At 72.7% G+C, this 20,241-nt stretch carries 17 protein-coding genes and 1 pseudogene; 6 read left to right on the top strand and 12 right to left on the bottom strand.

Going from position 1 to position 20,241, the window contains the following annotated elements:
• From ACWGJ2_RS02030 to ACWGJ2_RS02040, 3 genes are read left to right on the top strand one after another with little or no spacing between them, the layout of a single operon-like run.
• Complete coding sequence (locus ACWGJ2_RS02030; RefSeq protein WP_453344202.1) at positions 1-1,152, top strand: ABC transporter permease; 1,152 nt, start codon at positions 1-3, stop codon at positions 1,150-1,152.
• Positions 1,149-1,832 (top strand): ABC transporter ATP-binding protein, encoded by a 684-nt coding sequence (locus tag ACWGJ2_RS02035; RefSeq protein WP_453343982.1) that lies wholly within the window; start codon positions 1,149-1,151, stop codon positions 1,830-1,832. The genes ACWGJ2_RS02030 and ACWGJ2_RS02035 overlap by 4 nt, the downstream gene beginning before the upstream one ends.
• Complete coding sequence (locus ACWGJ2_RS02040) at positions 1,829-2,305, top strand: aldo/keto reductase (RefSeq protein ID WP_453343983.1); 477 nt, start codon at positions 1,829-1,831, stop codon at positions 2,303-2,305. The genes ACWGJ2_RS02035 and ACWGJ2_RS02040 overlap by 4 nt, the downstream gene beginning before the upstream one ends.
• Before the next feature lie 68 nt (positions 2,306-2,373).
• On the opposite strand, the gene ACWGJ2_RS02045 is transcribed toward ACWGJ2_RS02040, so the two are convergent.
• The 8 genes and pseudogenes from ACWGJ2_RS02045 to ACWGJ2_RS02080 all read right to left on the bottom strand — a co-directional run bounded on the left by ACWGJ2_RS02045 (position 2,374) and on the right by ACWGJ2_RS02080 (position 10,240).
• Positions 2,374-3,300, bottom strand: coding sequence for a LysR family transcriptional regulator (locus ACWGJ2_RS02045; protein ID WP_453343984.1), 927 nt, complete (start codon positions 3,298-3,300; stop codon positions 2,374-2,376).
• Positions 3,301-3,341: 41 nt separating this feature from the next.
• Complete coding sequence (locus tag ACWGJ2_RS02050) at positions 3,342-4,736, bottom strand: MFS transporter (protein WP_453343985.1); 1,395 nt, start codon at positions 4,734-4,736, stop codon at positions 3,342-3,344.
• Between the two features lie 66 nt (positions 4,737-4,802).
• A complete protein-coding gene (locus tag ACWGJ2_RS02055) occupies positions 4,803-5,981 on the bottom strand; it encodes a M20 family metallopeptidase (RefSeq protein WP_453343986.1) in 1,179 nt (392 codons plus the stop codon).
• Positions 5,981-6,655, bottom strand: a complete 675-nt coding sequence (locus ACWGJ2_RS02060) for a DUF1028 domain-containing protein (RefSeq protein ID WP_453343987.1) — start codon at positions 6,653-6,655, stop codon at positions 5,981-5,983. Before ACWGJ2_RS02060 ends, ACWGJ2_RS02055 begins: the two co-directional genes overlap by 1 nt.
• On the bottom strand, positions 6,652-7,122 hold the full coding sequence (locus ACWGJ2_RS02065; protein ID WP_453343988.1) for a RidA family protein: 471 nt from the start codon (positions 7,120-7,122) through the stop codon (positions 6,652-6,654). The genes ACWGJ2_RS02060 and ACWGJ2_RS02065 overlap by 4 nt, the downstream gene beginning before the upstream one ends.
• Positions 7,123-7,137: 15 nt before the next feature.
• Positions 7,138-8,460, bottom strand: a complete 1,323-nt coding sequence (locus ACWGJ2_RS02070) for a flavin-containing monooxygenase (protein ID WP_453343989.1) — start codon at positions 8,458-8,460, stop codon at positions 7,138-7,140.
• A gap of 232 nt (positions 8,461-8,692) precedes the next feature.
• A pseudogene (locus ACWGJ2_RS02075) lies at positions 8,693-9,418 on the bottom strand (GH12 family glycosyl hydrolase domain-containing protein); the annotation flags it as partial.
• Positions 9,419-9,634: 216 nt separating this feature from the next.
• Positions 9,635-10,240: a GNAT family N-acetyltransferase gene (locus ACWGJ2_RS02080; protein ID WP_453343990.1), complete on the bottom strand. Its 606-nt coding sequence runs from the start codon at positions 10,238-10,240 to the stop codon at positions 9,635-9,637.
• A gap of 375 nt (positions 10,241-10,615) precedes the next feature.
• On the opposite strand from ACWGJ2_RS02080, the gene ACWGJ2_RS02085 reads away from it, so the two are divergent.
• Positions 10,616-13,855: a glycosyl hydrolase 115 family protein gene (locus ACWGJ2_RS02085; protein WP_453343991.1), complete on the top strand. Its 3,240-nt coding sequence runs from the start codon at positions 10,616-10,618 to the stop codon at positions 13,853-13,855.
• A gap of 183 nt (positions 13,856-14,038) precedes the next feature.
• On the opposite strand, the gene ACWGJ2_RS02090 is transcribed toward ACWGJ2_RS02085, so the two are convergent.
• On the bottom strand, positions 14,039-14,608 hold the full coding sequence (locus ACWGJ2_RS02090; protein ID WP_453343992.1) for a hypothetical protein: 570 nt from the start codon (positions 14,606-14,608) through the stop codon (positions 14,039-14,041).
• A 150-nt stretch (positions 14,609-14,758) separates the two neighbouring features.
• Between ACWGJ2_RS02090 and ACWGJ2_RS02095 the strand changes: the two genes are divergently transcribed.
• Positions 14,759-15,385: a TetR/AcrR family transcriptional regulator gene (locus tag ACWGJ2_RS02095; protein WP_453343993.1), complete on the top strand. Its 627-nt coding sequence runs from the start codon at positions 14,759-14,761 to the stop codon at positions 15,383-15,385.
• Positions 15,386-15,744: 359 nt separating this feature from the next.
• Complete coding sequence (locus ACWGJ2_RS02100) at positions 15,745-17,313, top strand: MDR family MFS transporter (RefSeq protein WP_453343994.1); 1,569 nt, start codon at positions 15,745-15,747, stop codon at positions 17,311-17,313.
• 54 nt (positions 17,314-17,367) lie between these two features.
• On the opposite strand, the gene ACWGJ2_RS02105 is transcribed toward ACWGJ2_RS02100, so the two are convergent.
• The 3 genes from ACWGJ2_RS02105 to ACWGJ2_RS02115 all read right to left on the bottom strand — a co-directional run bounded on the left by ACWGJ2_RS02105 (position 17,368) and on the right by ACWGJ2_RS02115 (position 20,216).
• Positions 17,368-17,811, bottom strand: coding sequence for an SRPBCC family protein (locus ACWGJ2_RS02105; protein WP_453343995.1), 444 nt, complete (start codon positions 17,809-17,811; stop codon positions 17,368-17,370).
• A gap of 59 nt (positions 17,812-17,870) precedes the next feature.
• Positions 17,871-18,749 (bottom strand): helix-turn-helix domain-containing protein, encoded by an 879-nt coding sequence (locus tag ACWGJ2_RS02110; protein ID WP_453343996.1) that lies wholly within the window; start codon positions 18,747-18,749, stop codon positions 17,871-17,873.
• 69 nt (positions 18,750-18,818) lie between these two features.
• The gene (locus ACWGJ2_RS02115) at positions 18,819-20,216 is read right to left on the bottom strand and encodes an amidase (RefSeq protein WP_453343997.1); all 1,398 of its coding nucleotides are present in this window, start codon (positions 20,214-20,216) and stop codon (positions 18,819-18,821) included.
• Positions 20,217-20,241 lie beyond the last annotated feature (25 nt).

Genomic DNA, 20,241 nt, shown 5'->3' on the forward strand with positions numbered 1-20,241 from the left:
GTGTTCGTCGCCTGGAGAGACGTGAGGTTCGCCAAGGGGCGCTTCGCCCTGATGGGAACCGTCGTCGTACTGATCACCCTGTTGGTCGGGCTGCTGTCCGGACTGACCGCCGGGCTGGGGCAGCAGAACGTCTCCGCGATCACGGGGCTGCCCGCGAGCCGGATCGCTTTCGGCGCGCCGGGCGAGGGCGGAGGCGGGGGCGGCGACGGGGGCGAGGAGCTTTCGTACGCGAACTCGGCCGTCACCGAGAAGCAGTGGCGGCAGTGGGCGGAGGCCCCCGGCGTGAGCGGCGCCGAGCCGCTGGGCATCACCACCACGAGGGCCACCGCCGGAAAGAGGAGCGCCGGGGTTTCCGTCTTCGGCGTCCGGCCCGGCTCCGCGCTCGCCCCCTGCCCCGGCGGCGACACGATCGACGACCGCTCCGCGGTACTGTCCGCCACCGCCGCTGACGACCTCGGCGTCGAGAAGGGCGACACCCTCACGCTCGCCGGGCGCAAGGTGACCGTCACGGCCGTGAGCGGGGACGCCTCCTTCAGCCACACCCCGGTCGTGTGGACCAGCCTCGGCACCTGGCGGAGCACCGCGCCCCCCACTCACCAGGCCACCCGTGAGGCCACCCGTCAAGCCGACGGTGAGGACGGGGCGACCGCCACCGTCATCGCCCTGAACCCCTCCCCCGGCACCGACATCGCGGCCGCCGACCGCGCGGCGGGCACCATGACGGTCTCCAAGGAGGACTCGCTGTCCGCGATCGGCTCCTACACCTCCGAGAACGGTTCCCTCCAGCTCATGCGCGGATTCCTGTTCGCGATCTCGGCGCTGGTCGTCGGCGCGTTCTTCACCGTGTGGACCGTGCAGCGCAGCGGCGACATCGCCGTCCTCAAGGCGCTGGGCGCCTCGACCGCCGACCTGCTCAAGGACGCGCTCGGCCAGGCCGTCGTCCTGCTGGCCGTGGGCACCCTGCTCGGCACGGGCGTCGCCGCCGGGCTCGGCGCGCTGCTCGCCGGTGGCACGGTGCCGTTCCTCCTGACCCCCGCCACCGTTCTCGTCCCGGCGGCCGTGATGGTCGCCCTCGGCGCGCTCGGGGCCGCTCTGTCCGTCCGCCGCGTCACCTCCGTCGACCCGCTGACCGCGTTGGGGAGCGCCCGATGAGCCTGCGCCTGAGCGACATCACCCTCACCTACCCCGACGGCGACTCCCGCCTGACCGCGCTCGACCACGTCTCCCTCCACGTTCCCGAGGGCAGCCTGACCGCCGTCGTCGGGCCCTCGGGGTCGGGCAAGTCCAGCCTCCTCGCGGTCGCCGCCACCCTCATCACCCCGGACGCCGGTACCGTCACCGTCGACGGCACACCCACCACCGGCATGACGCGCGCCGAACTCACCGGCCTGCGCCGCCGCACGATCGGCATCGTCTTCCAGCAGCCCAACCTGCTGCCCTCCCTCACCGCCGTCGAACAGCTCCAGGTCATGGCGCGGATCGACGGGCGGAAGCCGCGCGGCGCGCGCGAGCGGGCCATGGAGCTGCTGGACACCGTGGGCCTGGCGGATCAGGCGGGACGGCGCCCCCACCAGCTCTCCGGCGGCCAGCGCCAGCGGGTCAACATCGCCCGCGCGCTGATGAACGACCCCACCGTGCTCCTCGTCGACGAACCGACCAGCGCCCTCGACCACGAGCGCGGGGCCGCCGTCGTCGGCCTGATCGCCCGGCTCACGCACGCGCGTGCCGTCGCGACCGTCCTGGTCACCCACGACCGCGCCCACCTCGCCTCGGCCGACCGGATCGCGGAGGTCCACGACGGACGTCTCCGCCACACCGCCACGGTGCGGTGACCCGCCACCGCGCGCCCGTCCGTTACCTCCGGGAGGTGGCGGGGCCGGGGCCCGACTGTGTGCTGCTCGCGGGCCGCTACAACCTCCTCGACCGGTCCGGGCTCGACGAACTGCTGCCGCTCTGCGCGGCACGGGGCGTCGCCGTCATGGCCGCCGGTGTCCACCAGTCCGGGCCGCTCGCCGACCCCCGCCCCGGCGCACCGCACGGCCACACCACCGTGCCGGAGGCACCGGCCCGGCGGGTCGCCGCGTGGAACGGGCTCTGCCGGGACTTCGGGGTGCCGCCGAAGGCGGCGGCCGTCCGGTTCCCCTTCGGCCACCCCTCGGTGGCCTGCGTCGTGGTCGGCGCCCGGACGCCCGACGAGGCCGAGGACACCGTCCGCATGCTCGCCCGCCCCGTACCGGGCGCGTTCTGGTCCGCCGCGCGGAAGGCGGGGCTGCTGCCCGCTGAAGTGCCCCTTCCCCCGGGGTGACCGGGGTCCGCTGTGGACGGCTCCGCAGTGGGCGGCTGCCGTGAGGGGGCGAGGGGCGGGGCCGCGGGTCAGACCGTGCCGGTCCCGGCGGCGATCTCCCGCAGCAGGTCCATCACCGCACGGGCGCGGGCCGTGTGGGTCATGCCTCCCACGGAGGCGATCTTGACTTCGAGCGGGGGCCCGCCGTCCCGCAGCTCCAGCTCCGCGACCTCGCCGCCGCCGTAGGTCTGGCCCGTCGCGGGACGCTGGTTGAGCACGGAGTACCCGAGCCCGCGTGCCACCAGTGAGCGCACGGTCTCATAGCTCTGGGTGCGGTAGCGGACGTCGGGCGCGGTTCCGGTGGCGGCCACCAGCGAGTGGAAGTAGTCCCGGCTGTGGGGCAGGTCCAGCAGGACGAGCGGTTCCGCGGACAGTTCGCTCAGCTCCACGCTGCCCCGCGCGGCCAGCGGGTGACCGGCCGCGACGATGACGTAGGCGGGGGCGATGGCGAGCGTCTCGGTGTGCAGGTTCTGCTCGGCCGTCAGCCCGAGGCCGTAGGTGAGGGCGAAGTCGACGCGTCCCGCTGTCAGCGCCTGGACGAGCTGGTCCGTCTCCGCCTCGACCACGCCGATCTCGACGTCAGGAAAGCGCGCGGTGCACTCGCTGAACAGGGGCGGCAGATAGTAGGGGGCCAGGGTCACGAAGCAGCCGACGGTCACAGGCCCCGAGAGGGTCCCACCGTCCCCTCGCGCCTCCTGCTCGACCTCGCGGGCGCGGGCCAGCAGGTCCCTGGCCTGCTGCCGCAGCCGCTCCCCCGCAGGAGTCAGGGTCAGTCCCCGGCCCCTGCGGCGGATGAACAACTGCACCTGGAGGTCCCGCTCCAGGCTGTGCACGGCGGCGGACACGGCCGACTGCGCGATGTGGAGTTCCAGCGACGCCTCCGTCATCGAGCCGCGCTCGGCCGCGGCCAGGAAGTAGCGGAGCTGTACGAGGGTGAAACCCGACGGTGACGTCATACGAGACCTTCGTGCCAGATGAACCGTGTCCGCGCCCGACCCTATGCGGAGGAGGGTGAGGAGGATGGTGTGTCGGGCACGTCCTCGGGGCGCAGCAGTGCGGAACCGGCGGTCTCCTTCAGGGACAGGGCCGCGACGAGGCCGACCACGGCGAACACCATCAGATACGGTCCTGGCACCAGTGTGCTGCCCGTCGCGGAGATGAGCACGGTCATCAGGTAGGGCACGGTGCCCGCGAACAGCGCGGCGGTGATGTTGTAGGCGACGGACAGTCCGCTCTGCCGGGTGCGGGTGGGGAAGACCTCGGCCGACCACACCGCGTAGGTGCCGAGGATCGCCGCCAGGATCACGCCCAGCAGCAGACCGGCGACCCACGTTCCGGCGAGCCCCGTCCGCATCAGCAGGAACGCCGGGGTGGAGACGAGCAGCAGGGCCACCGTCGCCCCGATGAACACGGGCTTGCGGCCCACACGGTCGGAGAGGGTGCCGAACAGCGGCACGAGCACCAGGCCCAGCAGGGAGATGACGGTGGACAGCAGGGCCGCGCTGTCGGCCGAGTGGCCCAGGTGGTCGGTCTCGTAGGTGACGAGGTAGGTGAGTACCGCGTAGAAGGGGACGTGCATGGCCGCCATCAGGCCGGCGGCCTGGAGCAACTGCCGCTTGTGAGAGCGGAGCAGTTCGCGGGCCGGGCTGTGCGGGACGGTGCCGCCTGCTTCGAGCGCCCGGTACTCCGGGGTGTCCTCGATCTTGTTGCGGATGATGAAGCCGATGACGCCGAGCGGCCCGGCGATGAGGAAGGGGACGCGCCAGCCCCAGGAGGTGAGCTGCTGCTCGTCGAGCCCCGTGGACAGCAGCAGGAAGACGAACGAGCCCGCGAGGAAGCCGACCAGGGAGCCGACCTCCAGCCAGCTCACGCCGAATCCGCGACGGCGCCGGGGCGCGCTCTCGGCGAGGAAGCTGGCCGCGCTGCCGAACTCGCCGCCGGCGGCGAAGCCCTGGATCAGGCGCAGGACCACGAGGAGTACGGGCGCCGCGATCCCTATCGACGCGTAGCCGGGGAGCAGGCCGATGGCCAGGGTCGCTCCGGACATCGTGAAGATGACCAGGGACAGGGTGCGTTTGCGGCCGATTCTGTCGCCGAGCGGTCCGAAGACGAGGGCGCCGATGGGCCGGATGCCGAACGAGACGGCGAACACGCCGAACACGGCGAGCAGCCCGCTCGTGCTGTCCTCGGCCGGGAAGAAGACGGTCGCGACGGTACCGGCGAGATAGGCGTAGGCGGCCCAGTCGAACCAGTGGACGAACACGCCGATGGCGCCCGCTGCGACGTTCCTGCGCAGGGCGACCGCGTCGACGGCCGCCTCGGTCTCAGGCTCGGTCCCGGCCTCGGGCTCGGCCTCGGCCGTCGTCGTGGCGCCGCTCTTACGGGTGGGCATACGCGCCTCCTTGTGGGGATGGGTGGAGTGGCCGGAGCTGTGCGGGTGCCGTCGGCCGCCGTGTCCTCAGTGCGCGCGCCGACCGGCCGACGCGCCGGGGCCCACGTCGCCGCCCGGGTCCGTACCGCTCCGGTCCACGCCGGTCCAGGCCAGCGCGGTCGCCCCGTCGAGCAGGGCACGCTGGGCCGTCCCGCCCACGCAGTACGCGGCGAACTCGTGCTGGTGGTTGGTGGCGGGCAGGGAGCCGATGCCGATGTAGGGGTGGATGGCCGGCACCACCTGCGAGACGTTGCCCATGTCGGTGGAGGCGCGGTTCATCCGCGCCGCCTGGCCGGGCGGCGCGAACTCGCGTCCCAGGGCGAGGGCGTTCGCCCGGTAGTGCCCGAGCGCGGTCTCGTCCGTGCGGAACTCCGCGTACGGCTTGCTCTCCGGCTCGATCACCAGGTCGCAGCCGGTGGCGAGGGCCCCCGCCTCGAAGGCCCGCATGACGCGCGGCTCCAGTTCGGCCAGTTCGGCGAGCGTCTCGGCCCTGACGTACCAGCGTCCCGACGACCATTCGGGGATGGCGTTCGGCGCGTCCCCCGCGTGGGTCACCACGCCGTGCACCCTCGCCGAGGACGGCAGTTGCTGGCGCAGCAGCCCGATGGCGACCTGGGCCACGGTGAAGGCGTCGGCGGCGTTGACCCCGGCCTCGGGGTAGGCGGCGGCGTGCGCGGACCGCCCGGTGTAGGAGACCTTGGAGTGGCTGACCGCGAACGGGCGGGCCTCCGCGACGTCGACAGGCGCCGGGTGCACCATCATCGCGAGGTCTGCCCCCGCGAAGGCACCGCGCTCCAGCATCTCGATCTTGCCGCCGCCGCCCTCCTCGGCCGGGGTGCCGTAGACCTCCACGGTGAGCCCGGCGTCGTCGGCGACGGCGGCCAGGCCGAGCGCGGCGCCGACCGCGCTCGCCGCGATGAGGTTGTGCCCGCACGCGTGGCCCAGCCCCGGCAGCGCGTCGTACTCGGCGCACAGCGCGATCCGGACGGGCCCGCTGCCGAACCGGGCGAGGAACGCGGTGTCCAGGCCCAGGTAGGACGAGGTGACGTCGAATCCGGCGCGGTCCAGCAGTTCCGGTACGCGCGCCGCGGCCCGGTGCTCCTCCCAGGCGGTCTCCGGGTCGGCGTGCAGCCCCTCGGAGAGGCCGGTCAGCTCCCCTGCCCGGCGGGCGATCGCCTGCCGTGCCGCCTCCTTCAGCGCGCTCATCACAGGTCTCCCGGGACGCCGTACGAAGGGGAGGACGCGGGGTCGAGCCCGCGGCGCACATAGTCGTCGCGCTGCGGCAGCCACACGTCGAGGAGTTCGCCGAGCCGGTCCAGGGGGTCATCGGCCCAGTCCACCCGCAGGTCGGTCACCCGCCAGCCCACGTCCGCGACGACCGCCAGCCCCGCCGAGTACACCGGGCCCTCCTCGCCGCCCGCCGCGACGGCGGCCTTCATCGCGGTCACCAGCCGCTCTTCCAGCTCCCCCGTGGCGGCGGCGTAGGCGTCGAGGAGGACGCCGGGTATGTGCTCGCCGGAGAGCATGTTGCCCGCCGCCACGGCGCCGTCCGCCGTGGCGGAGGCGTGCGTGCCCAGCGTCCGCGGGCCGCTGTGGGCGTGGCCTGGCCCGGTCCGGCCCAGCACGGTGAGCTGGCGGTAGGCGATGGTCTTCGCGTTCCGCTCCGCGCCGGTGACGTCCGCGAGGGCGCGCCGCGCGTCGCCGTGCTCCGCCAGCCCGTCGAGCAGGTCGGTGCCGAGCGTGGGGTCGGTGATGTTCTGCGACGTGGCCGCACCGGTTCCGGGCCGCAGATGGACGACCCGCGCCGCGACCGCCGGGCTCGACGAGCTGGCCGCGATGCCGAACCGTTCGCCGTCCCGTACCACCAGGGAGAACGTCATGCCCGGCCCTCCTTGGGGAGCACGGCCACGGCGTCGATCTCGCACAGCCACTCCGGGCGTGCCAGGGCCGACACCACAAGACCGGTGGAGATCGGGTGGACGCCCTTGGTCCAGCGGCCCACGGTGCGGTAGACCGCCTCCCGGTAGCGGGGGTCGACAAGATAGATGGTCAGCTTGACCAGGTGCTCCATCCGGCTGCCCGCCTCTTCGAGCAGCATGCTGATGTTCGCCATGGCCCGCTCGGCCTGCGCCTCTGCGTCACCGATGCCGACGGACTCGCTGGTGTCGAGGTCCTGGCCGATCTGGCCCCGCACATACACCGTGCCGCCCGCGACGACGGCCTGGCACAGGTCGTTGTCGAGGTTCTGCTCGGGATAGGTGTCGCGGGTGTTGAACGGACGGATCCGGGTGTGCCCGCCCGCGACGATCGGTGCCCTCGCCGGACGGCCTTCGTTGGTGGAGGTCATCATCCGCTCCTTTCCTCAGTTCTCCGACGACGCCCGCGCGGCGCCGGACAGGTCGGGGGTGCTGCCCGGACCGGTGGTCCCGGGCAGGCCCGTGGTGCCGTACGCGAGGTAGCCGCGCCGGGTCGCGATGTGGTCGGCGACGTACCTGGCGTCGTGCCAGACACCCCAGATGAAGCTCGACCCTCGGCGCGACAGCCAGGGCAGGCCGAGGAAGTAGACGCCGGGCTCGCGGGAGACTCCCCGCCGCTGGTCGGGGCGGCCGTTCTCGTCGAACGCGTCGACGTCGAGCCAGCCGTAGTCGGCGGCGAAGCCCGTCGCCCAGACGATCGAGGTGACCCCTGCCCCGGCCAGGTCCAGCTCCAGCCGGGGCTCGGTCACACACTCCGGGTCCGGGCCGAGGACGTGGGCCTCCGGCTCCTCGGGGAGGTCGAGACCGTTGCGCTCGACGTACGCGTCGGCGGCGCGGAGGAGGTCGAGGTACTTGGTGTCGCCGAGCGCGATGTTCGCCGCGAGGTCGGGTGCGAAGCGCAGGACGCCGTCGTCGCAGGACGCGGTCATGCCGACGAGTTCGATGCCGTCGGCGGCCAGGGCGCGGAAGTCCACGGTGTGGCCGCCGCGGGCGCCGCTGACCGCGATGGTGACATGTGCGGCGCCCTGGGGCGGCGTCTCCGCGTCCCAGAGCCCGAGCACCCCGAGCCACCAGCAGAAGTCACGTCCGCGGTAGGTGCGCGGAGGCCGGTCGTGCGGGCCGACGGAGAGGAGGACCCGACGCCCTGAACGGCGCAGCTCGTCGGCGATCTGAACACCGGACGAACCGGCTCCGACCACCAGGACCGCGCCCTCGGGCAGTTGCTCCGGGTTGCGGTACCCGCTGGAGTGCAGCTGCACGGGGACGGCGCCGTCCGGGACGAGCGGCGGGATCACGGGCCGCTGGAAAGGCCCGGTCGCGGCCACCACGAACCGCGCGTCGAGGGAGCCCTCCGACGTCTCGACCCGGAAGCCGGGCCGTCCGGTGTGCCTGCGCACCGAGGCCACCTCGACACCGCACCGGACAGGGGCGCCGATCTTCTCGGCGTAGGCGACGAAGTAGTCCGCGACCTGTTCCTTCGAGGCGAAGGCGTCGGGTGCGACGTCCTGGAACTCCAGCCCCGGGAACCGGTCGTGCCACGCGGGACCGTTCGCGACCAGGGAGTCCCACCGCTCCGAGCGCCACCGCTCGGCGATGCGGTGCCTCTCCAGGACGACGTGCGGTACGCCGTGGGCGCCCAGGTGCTCGCTCATCGCCACACCGGCCTGACCGGCGCCGACGACGACCACTTCGGTCTCTTCACTCGACAATGTCCACCTCCACTCAGGCGGTGGCAGGCCCGTGCTGCGTCGGCCTTGCCACCGCACGAGACATCCTTGAGTGCGGGTGGAGTTCTGTCGAACAGATGTTTCCGTTGTGAGCGATCTGATTTGCCGATGCGGGCGCGTGCACGCGGGACCGCGACCGGAATGGGCGGCCGGTCGCGGCCCCGTGCACCTCGGCCGACGGTCAGGTCCGGCCGGGTCAGGTCAGGTCAGGTCAGCCGATGTTCACCTGCGAGGAGAAAGAGTCCACCGCGAGCCCCGTGCCGTTCTGCCACGGCTCGAAGCCCGCCTGAATACTCGTCAGATACCAGGAGGACTGCGCGAGGCCGCGGGCCACGGCCTGGTCGACGAAGTCCATGACGTCGAAGTTCCAGCCGGATATCGCCGAGGGCGCCACGAAGGAGATGACGTTGTTGGAGCCGTTGTTGCCGGTCCACACCTCCCAGTTGCGCCCCGCCACGCTGGCGGTCCCGGTCTGCGAACCCACCGGCTGGACGGGGCCGACCCGGTTGAACCAGATCATGATCTCGGTCTGGTTCACACCGTCGGTCTTCGGCTGCGGGTCCAGCCAGATGTCGTACGAGGCGTTGTAGACCGCGTCGCCGACGTAGCGGTACGAGATGCCGCTCGGCGCGGAGCTGATCGAACCGATCCGCGCGGGCAGCGCCGTGCCGGGCGAACACCGGGTGTAGTGGCAGCCGTTGAAGATCGACGGGTACGACTTGGGCGCGCCCGTCGTCGGTACGGAGCCGTCTGCGCGGGTGACCTGGAACCCCGTCGACGTGGTGTTGACGCACTGCGGCTGGCTCGTGCCCCAGCGATTGTTCTGGACGATGTAGCGGCCCTGCACGGTGGCCGCGCCGTACTGATCGCAGATCTCGGCGGCGTGCGCTGCGGGTGCCGCGGTGAGCACCATCGTCGTCGAACCCACGAGTGCAAGCATGATCATGACAATGCGGGAGGTGCGGCGGGGACGTAACAGGAACGGACGCATGGGGCATCCCTCCGGGGTGGGGGTGGGCGGACACACTGGGAGCGCTCCCACTAGCACCCGGACTGTAGAAGCGCGTTCAGAACCTGACAAGACTCACGGCAAGAGCTGTTTCCTGCCTTCCGAGAGTGAACGCAACCGCCACCGACGTGCGCGGGCCACGCGAAGTCACTCTTCGGCAGCCCCCGTGAAGCGGCCCAGATAGGTGAGGGGGCCGGGATCGGCTACGGGGAGGACACGGAAGCCGAGCCGGTCGTAGAAGGCACGGGCCGAGGTGTTGGCGGTGACCATGCCGAGGTGCACCGTCGGCACGCCCGCGTCGGCCAGCGCCCGCAGGAAGCGGTGCACCAGGGCGCGGCCCAGGCCGGAACGCTGATGGGAGGGGAGCAGGTCGATGTGCAGATGGGCGGGGTGCCCCGCGAGTTCGGGCAGGACCATCCGCTCGGGGTGGTGCAGCAGCGCGACCATCTCGTCGTGCGGTGTCCAGGTCGCGGGCGTGGACGCTGCCCCGACCCCCGGCCCGGACGTGGGCGCCGGGTAGCGGCCGGCGAACCGGGGCAGCCACTCGGCGCGGTAACGCTCGACGAACCGCACGGTGTCGGCGGTGCCGAGCACGTACCCCACGGCGCGCCCGCCGTCCTCCACGACGAACGCCAGCTCCGGCTCCAGGCGCAGATACGGCCCGGCGAAGATGCTGGGCAGCAGCTCCGGATCGGGGTACAGGGCGCGGGAGTCGCCGCCCTCGTGCCCGGTGCGTACGCACACGTCGTACACCGCGGCACGGTCGCCGGGCCTGTAGGGCCTCACGCGCGGCGCGGACGGTGCGGATAAGGCGGACGGTGCGGCCGGGACGGACGAGGCGGCCGAGGCGGAAGGCTCATCCGGAACGGAAGAGGCTGACGAAGCAGGCGAGATCGCGGACATGGACCGCACCCTGCCGTACGTGAGAGCGCTCCCACAATGCCAGCGCGCCCTCCACCTCGGCGGAACACCACGGAACACGACGGAACACGATGAGACCGGTCCGGGCTCTTGACGGACGGAGCCCCCGTTGCCACTCTGCTCACCGAATTCGTCAACGCACTGAACGTATTCCTCCTGTGCCGGTTCACCCCGCTGCCGCCCGCACCCGCAGAGAGGCCATGCGCCATGCCCGAACGGTTCGACAGACGCAGCTTTCTGACGAGCGCCACGGCGGTCGCCGCGACCGCCGCCCTGCACACCTCCCTGCCGGGCGCCACGCAGGCCGCCCACGCCGCGGCCCCCGGAAGCGCCACGGACCCCACTGACCCGGCGCATCCCGGCACCACGCTGCCCGGTGACACCTACATCAGCCACCGTCCCGGCCCCGGCCGCTTCCCCCTCACCGCCGACGGCGAGGCCCCGCCGCTGCTGGTCCACGAGGACGACCACTCCGGCGTCGTGCGGGTGGCCGGGGACCTGCGCGACGATCTGGAGCGGGTCACCGGTGTGCGGCCCCGCGTGCGGGAGCTGACCGGTCCCGACCCGCGCGCGGCGGACGCGGAGACCGTGGTGCTCATCGGCACCCTCGGGCGCAGTCCGCTGATCGACGCGCTGGCCGACCGGGGCCGCATCGACGTCTCGGAGGTCGCGGGCCGGTGGGAGACCTCGCTGCAACAGGTCGTCGAGGATCCGCTGCCCGGGGTGCGTCAGGCCCTGGTGATCGCCGGAAGCGACCCGCGCGGCACCATCTTCGGTGTCTACGACGTCTCCCGGCGCATCGGTGTCTCCCCCTGGTACTGGTGGGCCGACGTGCCCGCGCGGCGCAGCGAGACACTGTATGTGCTGCCCGGACGGCACACCCAGGGCACCCCGGTGGTCAGGTACCGGGGCGTCTTCGTCAACGACGAGAACCCCGCGCTGGGCGACTGGGCCCCGGCCTACTTCGGCCCCGGCAAGGCGGAGGGCTACCCCGGCGGGCTGACCAGCGCCTTCTACGCGCGCGTCTTCGAGGTGCTGCTGCGGCTGAAGGCCAACTACCTGTGGCCCGCCGTGTGGGGCCGCGCCTTCGCCGAGGACGACCCCGACAACCACGCCACGGCACGGCGCTACGGCATCGTCATGGGCACCTCGCACGAGGCCCCCATGATGCGCGGGATCGAGGAGTGGAACCGGCACGCGGTGCCCGCCAAGAGGGACGAGAACGGGGAGATCACCGAGCCTGGCCGGGACCCGTACGGCGGCACGGGCGAGTGGAGCTTCGTGCGCAACCGGCGTGCCATCGAGGCGTATTGGGCCGACGGCATCGAGCGGATGGTGCGCGAGGACTTCGAGGGCGTGGTCACCCTCGGCATGCGCGGCAACGGCGACGTGAGTCTCCCGGACGGCGACGGCATCGAGCTGATGCGGGAGATCATCGCCTCCGAACGCGGGTTGCTGGCCCGGGTCACCGGTGAGCGCCCTGAGGCGGTGCCGCAGGTGTGGACGCTCTACAAGGAGGTGCAGCGCTACTGGGACAAGGGGCTGCGCCCGCCCGGGGACGTCACCGTCGTCGTGCCCGACGACAACTGGGGCAACCTGTGCAAGCTGCCCGACCCGGTGCGCGACGCCAGGAGCGGCGGCTTCGGCCTCTACTACCACTTCGACTACGTCGGCGACGGGCGCAACTACAAGTGGGTGGACACCAACCCGCTGCCCAACATCCGCGACCAGCTCCACCAGGCCCACGCCTACGGTGTCGACCGGCTGTGGGTGGTCAACGCGGGCGATCTGAAGGAGATGGAGCGCCCCGTGCAGTTCTTCCTGGACTGCGCCTGGGACCCCGCGCGCTGGGAAGCCGACCGCCTGGAGGCGTGGGACCGCGCCTTAGCCGCCGAGAACTTCGGCCCCCGGCACGCGCACACCCTCGCCGGGATACTCGACGGGTACACCGCGCTCCAGTCCCGTCGCAAGCCGGAACTGCTCAACCGCCGCATCACCGTGGACCCCGGCAAGGACCTGTCCACCGACGAGAGCGCCGTGCTCTACGACGACACCGCCAGCCCGTTCAGCCTCACCAGCTACCGGGAGATCGAACGCGTCACCCAGGAGTGGCGGGAACTCGGGCGGCGCGCCGAGCGCCTGGGCGCCCTGCTGCCCGGCGCCGACCAGGACGCCTACTACCAGTTGGTGCTGTACCGGGTGAAGGCCTGCGCCAACCTGTACGCGCTGCGCGAGGCGCAGTTCACGCATCTGCTCTACGCCGAGCAGGGGCGGGCCGCCACCCGCGCCTACGCCGACCGCACCCGCGCCCTCTTCGCCGCCGACCAGGCACTCTCCGACCGCTACAACAACACCGTCTCCGGCGGGAAGTGGCGCGGCTTCCAGAGCCAGCCGAAGATCGGCTACGGGGACGTGGAGCGGTACGGGCCCGACGCCGGATGGCAGCAGCCGCAGACTCCGGACCATGTCGCCCTGCCCGACGCCCTCTACCCGCACCTGCGCGACGTCCCTCTGCCGCGGGAGGCCGCTCTGGGTGTCGCCGTCGACGGCTCCGCCTCCTCGTGGCCGCGGGAAGGCGCCGAGCAGGCGGTGCTGCCCGAGTTCAGCCCCTACCAGAACCGGCCCGCCCAGTACCTGGAGGTCTTCAACCGCGGTACCGCGCCCCTCAAGTGGCGCGTCACCTCCGCCGAGCCGTTCGTCACCGCCGCCCCGGACCGGGGCACCCTCTCAGGCGACGGCGACGACTCGCAGACGCGGGTGCTCCTGCGGGTGGACTGGCGCCGCGTGCCCAAGGGCACCACCCGGGTCCCCCTCACCGTCACGGGCGCCGACGGCACCCGCCTCGACGTCACCGCCGTACTCCAGCAGCCCGGACTGCCCCGCCGCCGTCGCAAGGGCTTCCTGGAGGCGGGCGGCTATGTCTCGCTCCCCGCTGTCGATCACACCCGCGCCACCAGCACCGACGCGGCACGGTGGCGGCGCGTGCCCGGCATCGGCAGAACCGGCGACGGCATGGAGCCCTTCCCCGTCACCGCACCGTCCCAGCGCCCCGGCGCCGGGCCCTGTCTGGAGTACGAAGTCACCCTCGTCACCCACGGCACCGTCGAGGTGACCGCCCACCTCTCCCCCAGGAACGCCGCCCTCCCCGGCCCGGACCAGCGCGACGGGCTGCGCTACGCCATCGCCTTCGACGGCCAGCGCCCCCAGACCGTCAACATCACCCGCGCCACGGGCTCCGATCCCGTCATCCTCAACCGCCAGTGGGAGCGCAACACGTCCGACAACGTCAACCGCACCACCACGCGCCACACCCTGCCGTCGGCGGGAACCCACACACTGAAATTCTGGATGATCGACCCCACCGTCGTCGTGCAGCACCTCGTCATCGACACCGGCGGCCTCCGGCCCACCTACCTCCCCCCGCCCCCGAGCCTCCGCCGCACCTGACGGCGGACGCCAGGGCCCCGGCCGCCCGGCCGCCAACTGGGACGACATCATCGGCACCCTTCCCGACGGGCAACTGTGCAGCGCGGGACGCACGGCCGATGGGCGCTACGCCGCACTCGACGTTGGGCCCGGTCCGCGAAGGTCGCAGGCCGGGCCCGTGGGGTCGTCGCACGGTGGTGGGGATCAGGCGGTGCCGTCGGCCCGCTTCAGGCGCAGCGCGGAGACGAGGAAGAAGACACCCCCGAGAAAGGCGTACCCGGCGAGAGCGCCCAGCGAGGCGTCGTCGCCGCCCGCCTGTGCGAAGAACGAGGCGCCGGCGAGGGTGGAGATGGCACCGCTGGCGATCATCGGCCACTGGCCGCCGATCCGGCGCCGCAGGGCGCCGACGACGAGCTGGACCGCTCCCGCGGTGACGGCCCAGGCACCCCAGACGCGCAGGACGGCGGGCACGCCGGACGTGACGGCGACGACCAGGCCGACGGCGGCCAGCGCGCTGAGCGCGATGTTGGCGTACAGGCCCCGGAGCGGGCCGCCGCTCGCCCTGGCGGACCGCACGTCGACGATCGCGGCCGCCACGTCGAACAGGGGATAGACCACGAGCAGTGTCGCGCTGAGCGGGCCGATCTCGGCGGCCGTCGCGAACAGCAGGGCTGCCCATACGGCGGCGAAGGCGAAGCGCAGGAAATACAGCTTGCGCAGGGCAGTGGGGGCCAGGGGGGCGCCGGTGGTGGCGGGAGCGACGAGAGTGTCCACGGAAGTGCCTTTCGGGCTCGGGGCGGTGGGGCGCGGGAACGGAACGAGAAAGCGAGAGGGAGAACGTTCGGTCTCGTTGAGATGATGCGCAGGGTGACCGCCCTGCGTCAAGACCGATCGTTCTGTCTCGCGTACGGGTAGGGTGAGGGCATGACGACGCGGACGACGGAGAGCGGCAGCGACAGGACCTCACCGGCGCGCATGCGGCTGCTCACCACGGCGACCCGGATCTTCTACGCGGAAGGCATCCACTCCGTCGGCGTCGACCGGATCATCGCCGAGGCGCAGGTGACCCGCGCGACGCTCTACCGGCACTTCTCCGGCAAGGAAGATCTCGTCCTCGCCTATCTCGACCAGGCCGACCAGGCGATCCGCCGGCAGGCAGCCGACGCCCAGGCGGACGCCGCCACCGCCGCCGAAGCCGTGCGCGCCGTGGGCAGGTCCATCGCCGAGGGCATTCGGAGCGAGGGGTTCCGCGGGTGTGCCTTCCTCAACGCGGTGGCCGAGTACCCGGACCCGGCCCATCCGGTGCACCAGGCCGTCCTCGCGCACCGGCAGTGGTTCCTGGAGACCGTCACCGGCCTGCTGGCGCGCATCGGCGACACACCCGCCGACGCCGACGGGCGGCACCTGGTGATGCTGCGGGACGGTGCCATGGCCGCCGGATGCCTCTTCGACCCGGAACTGATCTGCGACACCTTCCTGCAAGGTCTGGAAGACGTGGTGCGGACCCGCACACGGGCATCAACTCCGGGGAGCGACCCGGGCCCGAGCTGAACCAGCAGATTCTCCCGGCCAGTTCCGGAGCCATGATCCGACGGCCGCCGAAGGGCGTGCTCCGGCGGCTCAGGACCGGTGGGCGGTGACAAGTGCGCGGCCCTCGCGCCGCATCGGCGCGGCCCCGGAGCGGGTATACCGCAAGGGAGCGGCGCTTCCCGCCGCCGCGACCGGGGGGTTCGCACCATGGCAGAGGGCGCCGTCGTTCCGCGCGCGGCCACGGCGTCGCCGCGTGAGCACCGCGGCCGCATAACAATTTCCCGTTTTTCTCCCCGTACGCGAAGATGCCACAGGGCCCCCTGCGTGGGCCCTTATCCGCGGCCGAGGCCATACGACACTTCTGCGAGGTACCCGACACCATGAACGACGCTGTGCACGCCGCGGCTGCGGCTCCCGAGCGCGGCCACGCGCCACCACGAGCGCCCATGCTCATCGGTGTGCTGGTCGTCTCGGCCTTCGTGATGATCCTGAACGAGACGATATTGAGCGTCGCGCTGCGCGACCTCAGCCTCGACCTCGGCATATCCACCACCACCGTGCAGTGGCTGACCAGCGGATTCCTGCTGACCATGGCCGTGGTCATCCCGACCACCGGCTTCCTGCTGGAGCGCTTCACCGCCCGCCAGGTCTTCCTGGCCTCACTGACCCTCTTCAGCACCGGCACCCTCCTGAGCGCACTGGCCCCCGGGTTCGGGGTGCTGATGACCGGACGCGTGATACAGGCAGGCGGCACCGCCGTGATGCTGCCGCTGCTGATGACCTCGGTGATGCGCCTGGTGCCCGCCGAGAAGCGCGGCGCGACGATGGGCACGATCGGCATCGTCATCGCGGTCGCCCCGGCGCTGGGTCCGACGATAGGCGGCGCGGTGCTGGCCCAGCTCGGCTGGCGCTGGATGTTCTGGTTCGTGCTGCCGCTGTCCGTCGCCGCGCTCGTACTCGGCGCGGTCTGGATGCGCCTGGACAGCCGGACGCGGAAGGTGCCGCTGGACGTGCTGTCGGTGCTGCTGTCGGCCGTCGGCTTCGGCGGCGTCCTCTACGGTCTCGCGTCCGTCGGCGAGTCCGGCGGCGGGGAGCACGCGGTCGCACCCTGGATGCCGGTCGTGGTCGGCCTCGTCGCGCTCGCCGTGTTCGTCGCCCGTCAACTGCGGCTGCAACGCGCCGAGCGGGCACTGCTGGACCTGCGTCCCGTCACCATCCGGCCCTTCCTCGTCGCGCTGATCCTCTCGGCGCTGCTGTTCATGTGTCTGCTGGGCGTGGGATCGATCCTGCTGCCGCTCTACCTCCAGACCGTGCTGGACACCAGCACCTTCGTCAGCGGCCTGGCCGTCCTGCCCGGCGGGCTGGTCCTCGGGCTGCTCGGGCGCCCGGTGGGGCGGCTCTACGACCGCGTCGGCGCGCGCCCGCTGGTGATTCCCGGCGCGCTGGCCATGGCGGTGTCGCTCGGGCTGTTCGCCGTGCTCGGCGAGGGCTCGCCGCTGGCCGCCGTCGTCGCCATCCACATCCTGCTCATGGCGGGTCTCGGGCTGATGATGACGCCGCTGATGACCGAGTCCCTCGGCTCCCTGCCCGACCACCTCTACTCCCACGGCAGCGCGATCCTCTCCACGCTCCAGCAGGTCGCGGGGGCACTGGGCACCGCCCTGTTCGTCACCGTCGCCTCCGTGAGCGCCGCCGAATCCTCCGCCGGGCCCGACGCGACGGGGCTGCGCGCCGCGTTCGTCGTCGCCGCGGTCATCGGCGTGCTCGCGCTGGCCGCCTCCCTGTTCGTCGGCCGCACCCCGCGCGCTGCCAGTCTTCCCGTGGCCGCCACGGCGGCGACCGGCGACGACGCTGACGCCGACACCGCGACGGAGGCGGAGACCGAGGCCGGCCCGGAGAGCGACGACGCGCCCCGGGCCGCCGTCTCCGGCACGACTCCCCGGCCGTGAGCGGGGCGGTGGCCGGGGCGCGACGCGCGCGCTGCCCCGGCCACCGGCCGCCGGCTACAGGTCGGCGGGCTCCTCGGCGTACGAGGCCAGACCGTCGGCCATCCGCTGCATGAAGTGCGTCAGGTACCACCGCCAGAACGGCCCCGAGAAGCGCAGCTTCGGCTCGAAGGACCCCGTCCAGGTGATGTCGGTGCCGCCCTGCGGCGCCTCGGTCAGTTCGACGGTGCCCAGGTAGGAGCGGAACGGGCCGCCGGTGTTCTCGTACACGAAGCGCCGGTCGGCGGCCAGCTCGACGACGCGTTCCCTGGCCACCGCCCGGCCGGTGCGGAAGATCCGGGTGTCGCCGACCTGCTGCCGCTCGTCCGGATCGCCGCCGCCCTCGATCTCGGCGGCGTCGATCGGCGACCACGAAGGCCAGGTCGCGGCCCGGACGAGCAGCGTGAACAGTGCTCCCGGGCTCGCCGGGGAATGTGCGGTGACGGTGTAGGTGTACGGCATCCCGCCACGCTAGGCCGCCCCGCCCACGCGGGACATGCGCGCGATTGCGCTCCTGCCGGTCACTTCTTGCGGTACGCCGACGGCCGCACGCCGACGTGCGTGAGGAACGCGGAGGAGAGGCTTCCTGGGCTGGCGAAGCCGCAGCGTGCGGCGATCTGTCCGACGGTGAGCGCGGTGCCGGTGAGCAGCCGCCGTGCCTCCTCGATCCGCAGCCGGGTCAGGAACCGGTGCGGTGTCTCGCCGGTGGCCGCGCGGAAGACGCGGATGAAGTGGTAGACGCTCAGCCGCGCTTCGGCGGCGAGGTCGGCGACCGTCAGCGGGTCGGCCAGCCGCTCCCGCATGACGGCGACGGCTCGGTCGACCGCCGCGTGCTCGGGACCCGGCGAACGCTGCTCCCGGCCGCGGGTCAGCAGATGCGTCACGAGGAAGGCCGCGGCCGACTCCGCGTACAGATCGGGCGCGTTCCCGGCGGTGGGCAGCGCGCGCATGACGTGTTCGACGGCCGCGTCCCCCGTGCCCAGGCCCGCGGCGAGCGCCTCGAAGTCCGGTGCGGGACCGCCCATTTCGGCCGCCGCGCGCTCGACCACGGCCCGGGGTATGTGCACCTGGACGCTGCGCATCGTCGACGTCGCGTGGTAGCTGCGCACCGTCGAGCGGCCGGGGACCATGAGTTCCAGACGGCCGGGGGTCCAGCGGCGCCGGGCCGCCCTGCCGTCGCCGTGTGTGCGCATCACGGCGTCGCCACGCGTGCAGAGCACGAGGTGCAGATCGGACACCCCGGGCAGGGGCAGCGCCTCCGCCTCGCGTGCGTGGGTGAAGCTCTGCACGAGCAGTGACCGCCAGCCCGCTTCGTGCCAACTGCAATAGGTGCGCCGCACGAACGTCGACGTGTCGAGACCCGCGTACGGCGCCAGGTCAAAATCAGCCGTGTCGAACACTCCGCTAGCCTACGTGCGGCCCCGCGCGGTGGCCGGGGCGCCGGGGTGCCCGGTGCCTGGTGCCCGCGCTCAGAGTGAGGGGCGTCGGCCGCGCACCGGGCTGAGCACCTCAAGGCGCTCGGCGAGATCGAGCAGCTGACGGTCGCTGTTCCAGCGGCCCACGAGCTGGACCCCGATGGGCAAGCCCCCGGCCGTCGCGCCGAACGGCAGTGAGACCGCGGGAAGCCCCGTCAGGTTGAAGGGGACGGTGGCCCGCATGACAGCCCGTGCGGGCAGTTCCTCGCCGTCGGCCGTCAGCGTCGGGCGGGCGTGGAGCGGGGCGGGGACGACGGCGACCGGGGCCAGCAGCACGTCGAAGCGGGTGAACCAGCCGCTGAAGTGCGCGCGGAGGCGTTCCACGGTGCGTTCGGCGGCGAGATACCGGCCGAGGTCCGCCACGGGAGCCGCGAGGGCGGCGTCCAGGGCAGGGTGCAGCGCGGTGGTGCGGTCGCCGTCGCCGGTGATCTCCCGCAGGTAGGGCACGATCTCGGGGCCGAACAGATGGGCCGAGACGCGGGTGCAGTCGGTGTCGGCCAGCCACGGCAGCTCGGCGGGCGCGACATCGGCACGCAGGCCGCCGGTGAGGGTGCCGAGTGCGTCCGCCGCGGCTGCCACCGTGGCCCTGACCTCGGGGTCGATGGGCCCGAACGCGTCGGTGTTCCAGCCGACGCGGATGCCGCTTCCCGCCGCGTCGGGCCACGGGGTGTCGGTGGTCCCCGTCGCGTACGGGTCGAGCCCGTCCGGTCCCTGGAGGACGCTCAGGGCAAGCTTCACGTCGCGGATGCTGCGGGCCATCGGGCCCGCGTGCCACCAGCGCAGCAGGCGCGGGGGGAAGTGCCCGGTCACCGGTACCCGGCCGTGGGTGGGCTTGATCGCGGCGATGCCCGTGTCGTGGGCCGGTCCGCGTACCGAGATCGCGACGTCGCTGCCGAGCCCGAGCGGCGACATCCCGGAGGCGATGGCGGCCGACTCGCCGCCGCTGGAGCCTCCGGGGGTGCGGTCGGGGTCGTACGGGTTGAGCGAGCGGCCTGCCACCAGGTTGTCGGACTCGGTCCAGTAGGACATCTCCGGCAGGTTCGTCTTGCCCAGGACGATGGCCCCGGCCGCGCGCAGCCGGGCGACGGCGGTGGCGTCGTGGACGGGCACCCGGTCCGCGAACAGGAGGGAGCCACGGGTGGTCCGCAGCCCCTCGGTGTCGAACGAGTCCTTGACCGTGACGGGTACGCCGGACAGCGGTCCGGGCCGGGGGTCGCGCGCTTCCTCCAGCGCTTCCTCGGCCCGTACCGTCACAAAGGCGTTGACCTGCTCGTCGACGGCCCGGATCCGGTCGAGATGCGCGGCGACGACCTCCACCGCGGAGACCTCACCGCTCCGGATCAGCTCCCGGAGTTCCACCGCGTCACGCCAGATGATCTGTTCAGTGTGCACGGCGTCATTCAACACCCGCCCGGCG

It is taken from the genome of Streptomyces sp. NPDC054796, from assembly GCF_053611545.1.

What these genes read in the sequence shown, in the direction of transcription:
- ACWGJ2_RS02065 (WP_453343988.1), bottom strand. Translation starts at nt 7,122, where the DNA reads ATGACCTCCACCAACGAAGGCCGTCCGGCGAGGGCACCGATCGTCGCG.
- ACWGJ2_RS02035 (WP_453343982.1), top strand. Translation starts at nt 1,149, where the DNA reads ATGAGCCTGCGCCTGAGCGACATCACCCTCACCTACCCCGACGGCGAC.
- ACWGJ2_RS02085 (WP_453343991.1), top strand. Translation starts at nt 10,616, where the DNA reads ATGCCCGAACGGTTCGACAGACGCAGCTTTCTGACGAGCGCCACGGCG.
- ACWGJ2_RS02060 (WP_453343987.1), bottom strand. Translation starts at nt 6,655, where the DNA reads ATGACGTTCTCCCTGGTGGTACGGGACGGCGAACGGTTCGGCATCGCG.
- ACWGJ2_RS02105 (WP_453343995.1), bottom strand. Translation starts at nt 17,811, where the DNA reads ATGCCGTACACCTACACCGTCACCGCACATTCCCCGGCGAGCCCGGGA.
- ACWGJ2_RS02050 (WP_453343985.1), bottom strand. Translation starts at nt 4,736, where the DNA reads ATGCCCACCCGTAAGAGCGGCGCCACGACGACGGCCGAGGCCGAGCCC.
- ACWGJ2_RS02100 (WP_453343994.1), top strand. Translation starts at nt 15,745, where the DNA reads ATGAACGACGCTGTGCACGCCGCGGCTGCGGCTCCCGAGCGCGGCCAC.
- ACWGJ2_RS02095 (WP_453343993.1), top strand. Translation starts at nt 14,759, where the DNA reads ATGACGACGCGGACGACGGAGAGCGGCAGCGACAGGACCTCACCGGCG.
- ACWGJ2_RS02055 (WP_453343986.1), bottom strand. Translation starts at nt 5,981, where the DNA reads ATGAGCGCGCTGAAGGAGGCGGCACGGCAGGCGATCGCCCGCCGGGCA.
- ACWGJ2_RS02045 (WP_453343984.1), bottom strand. Translation starts at nt 3,300, where the DNA reads ATGACGTCACCGTCGGGTTTCACCCTCGTACAGCTCCGCTACTTCCTG.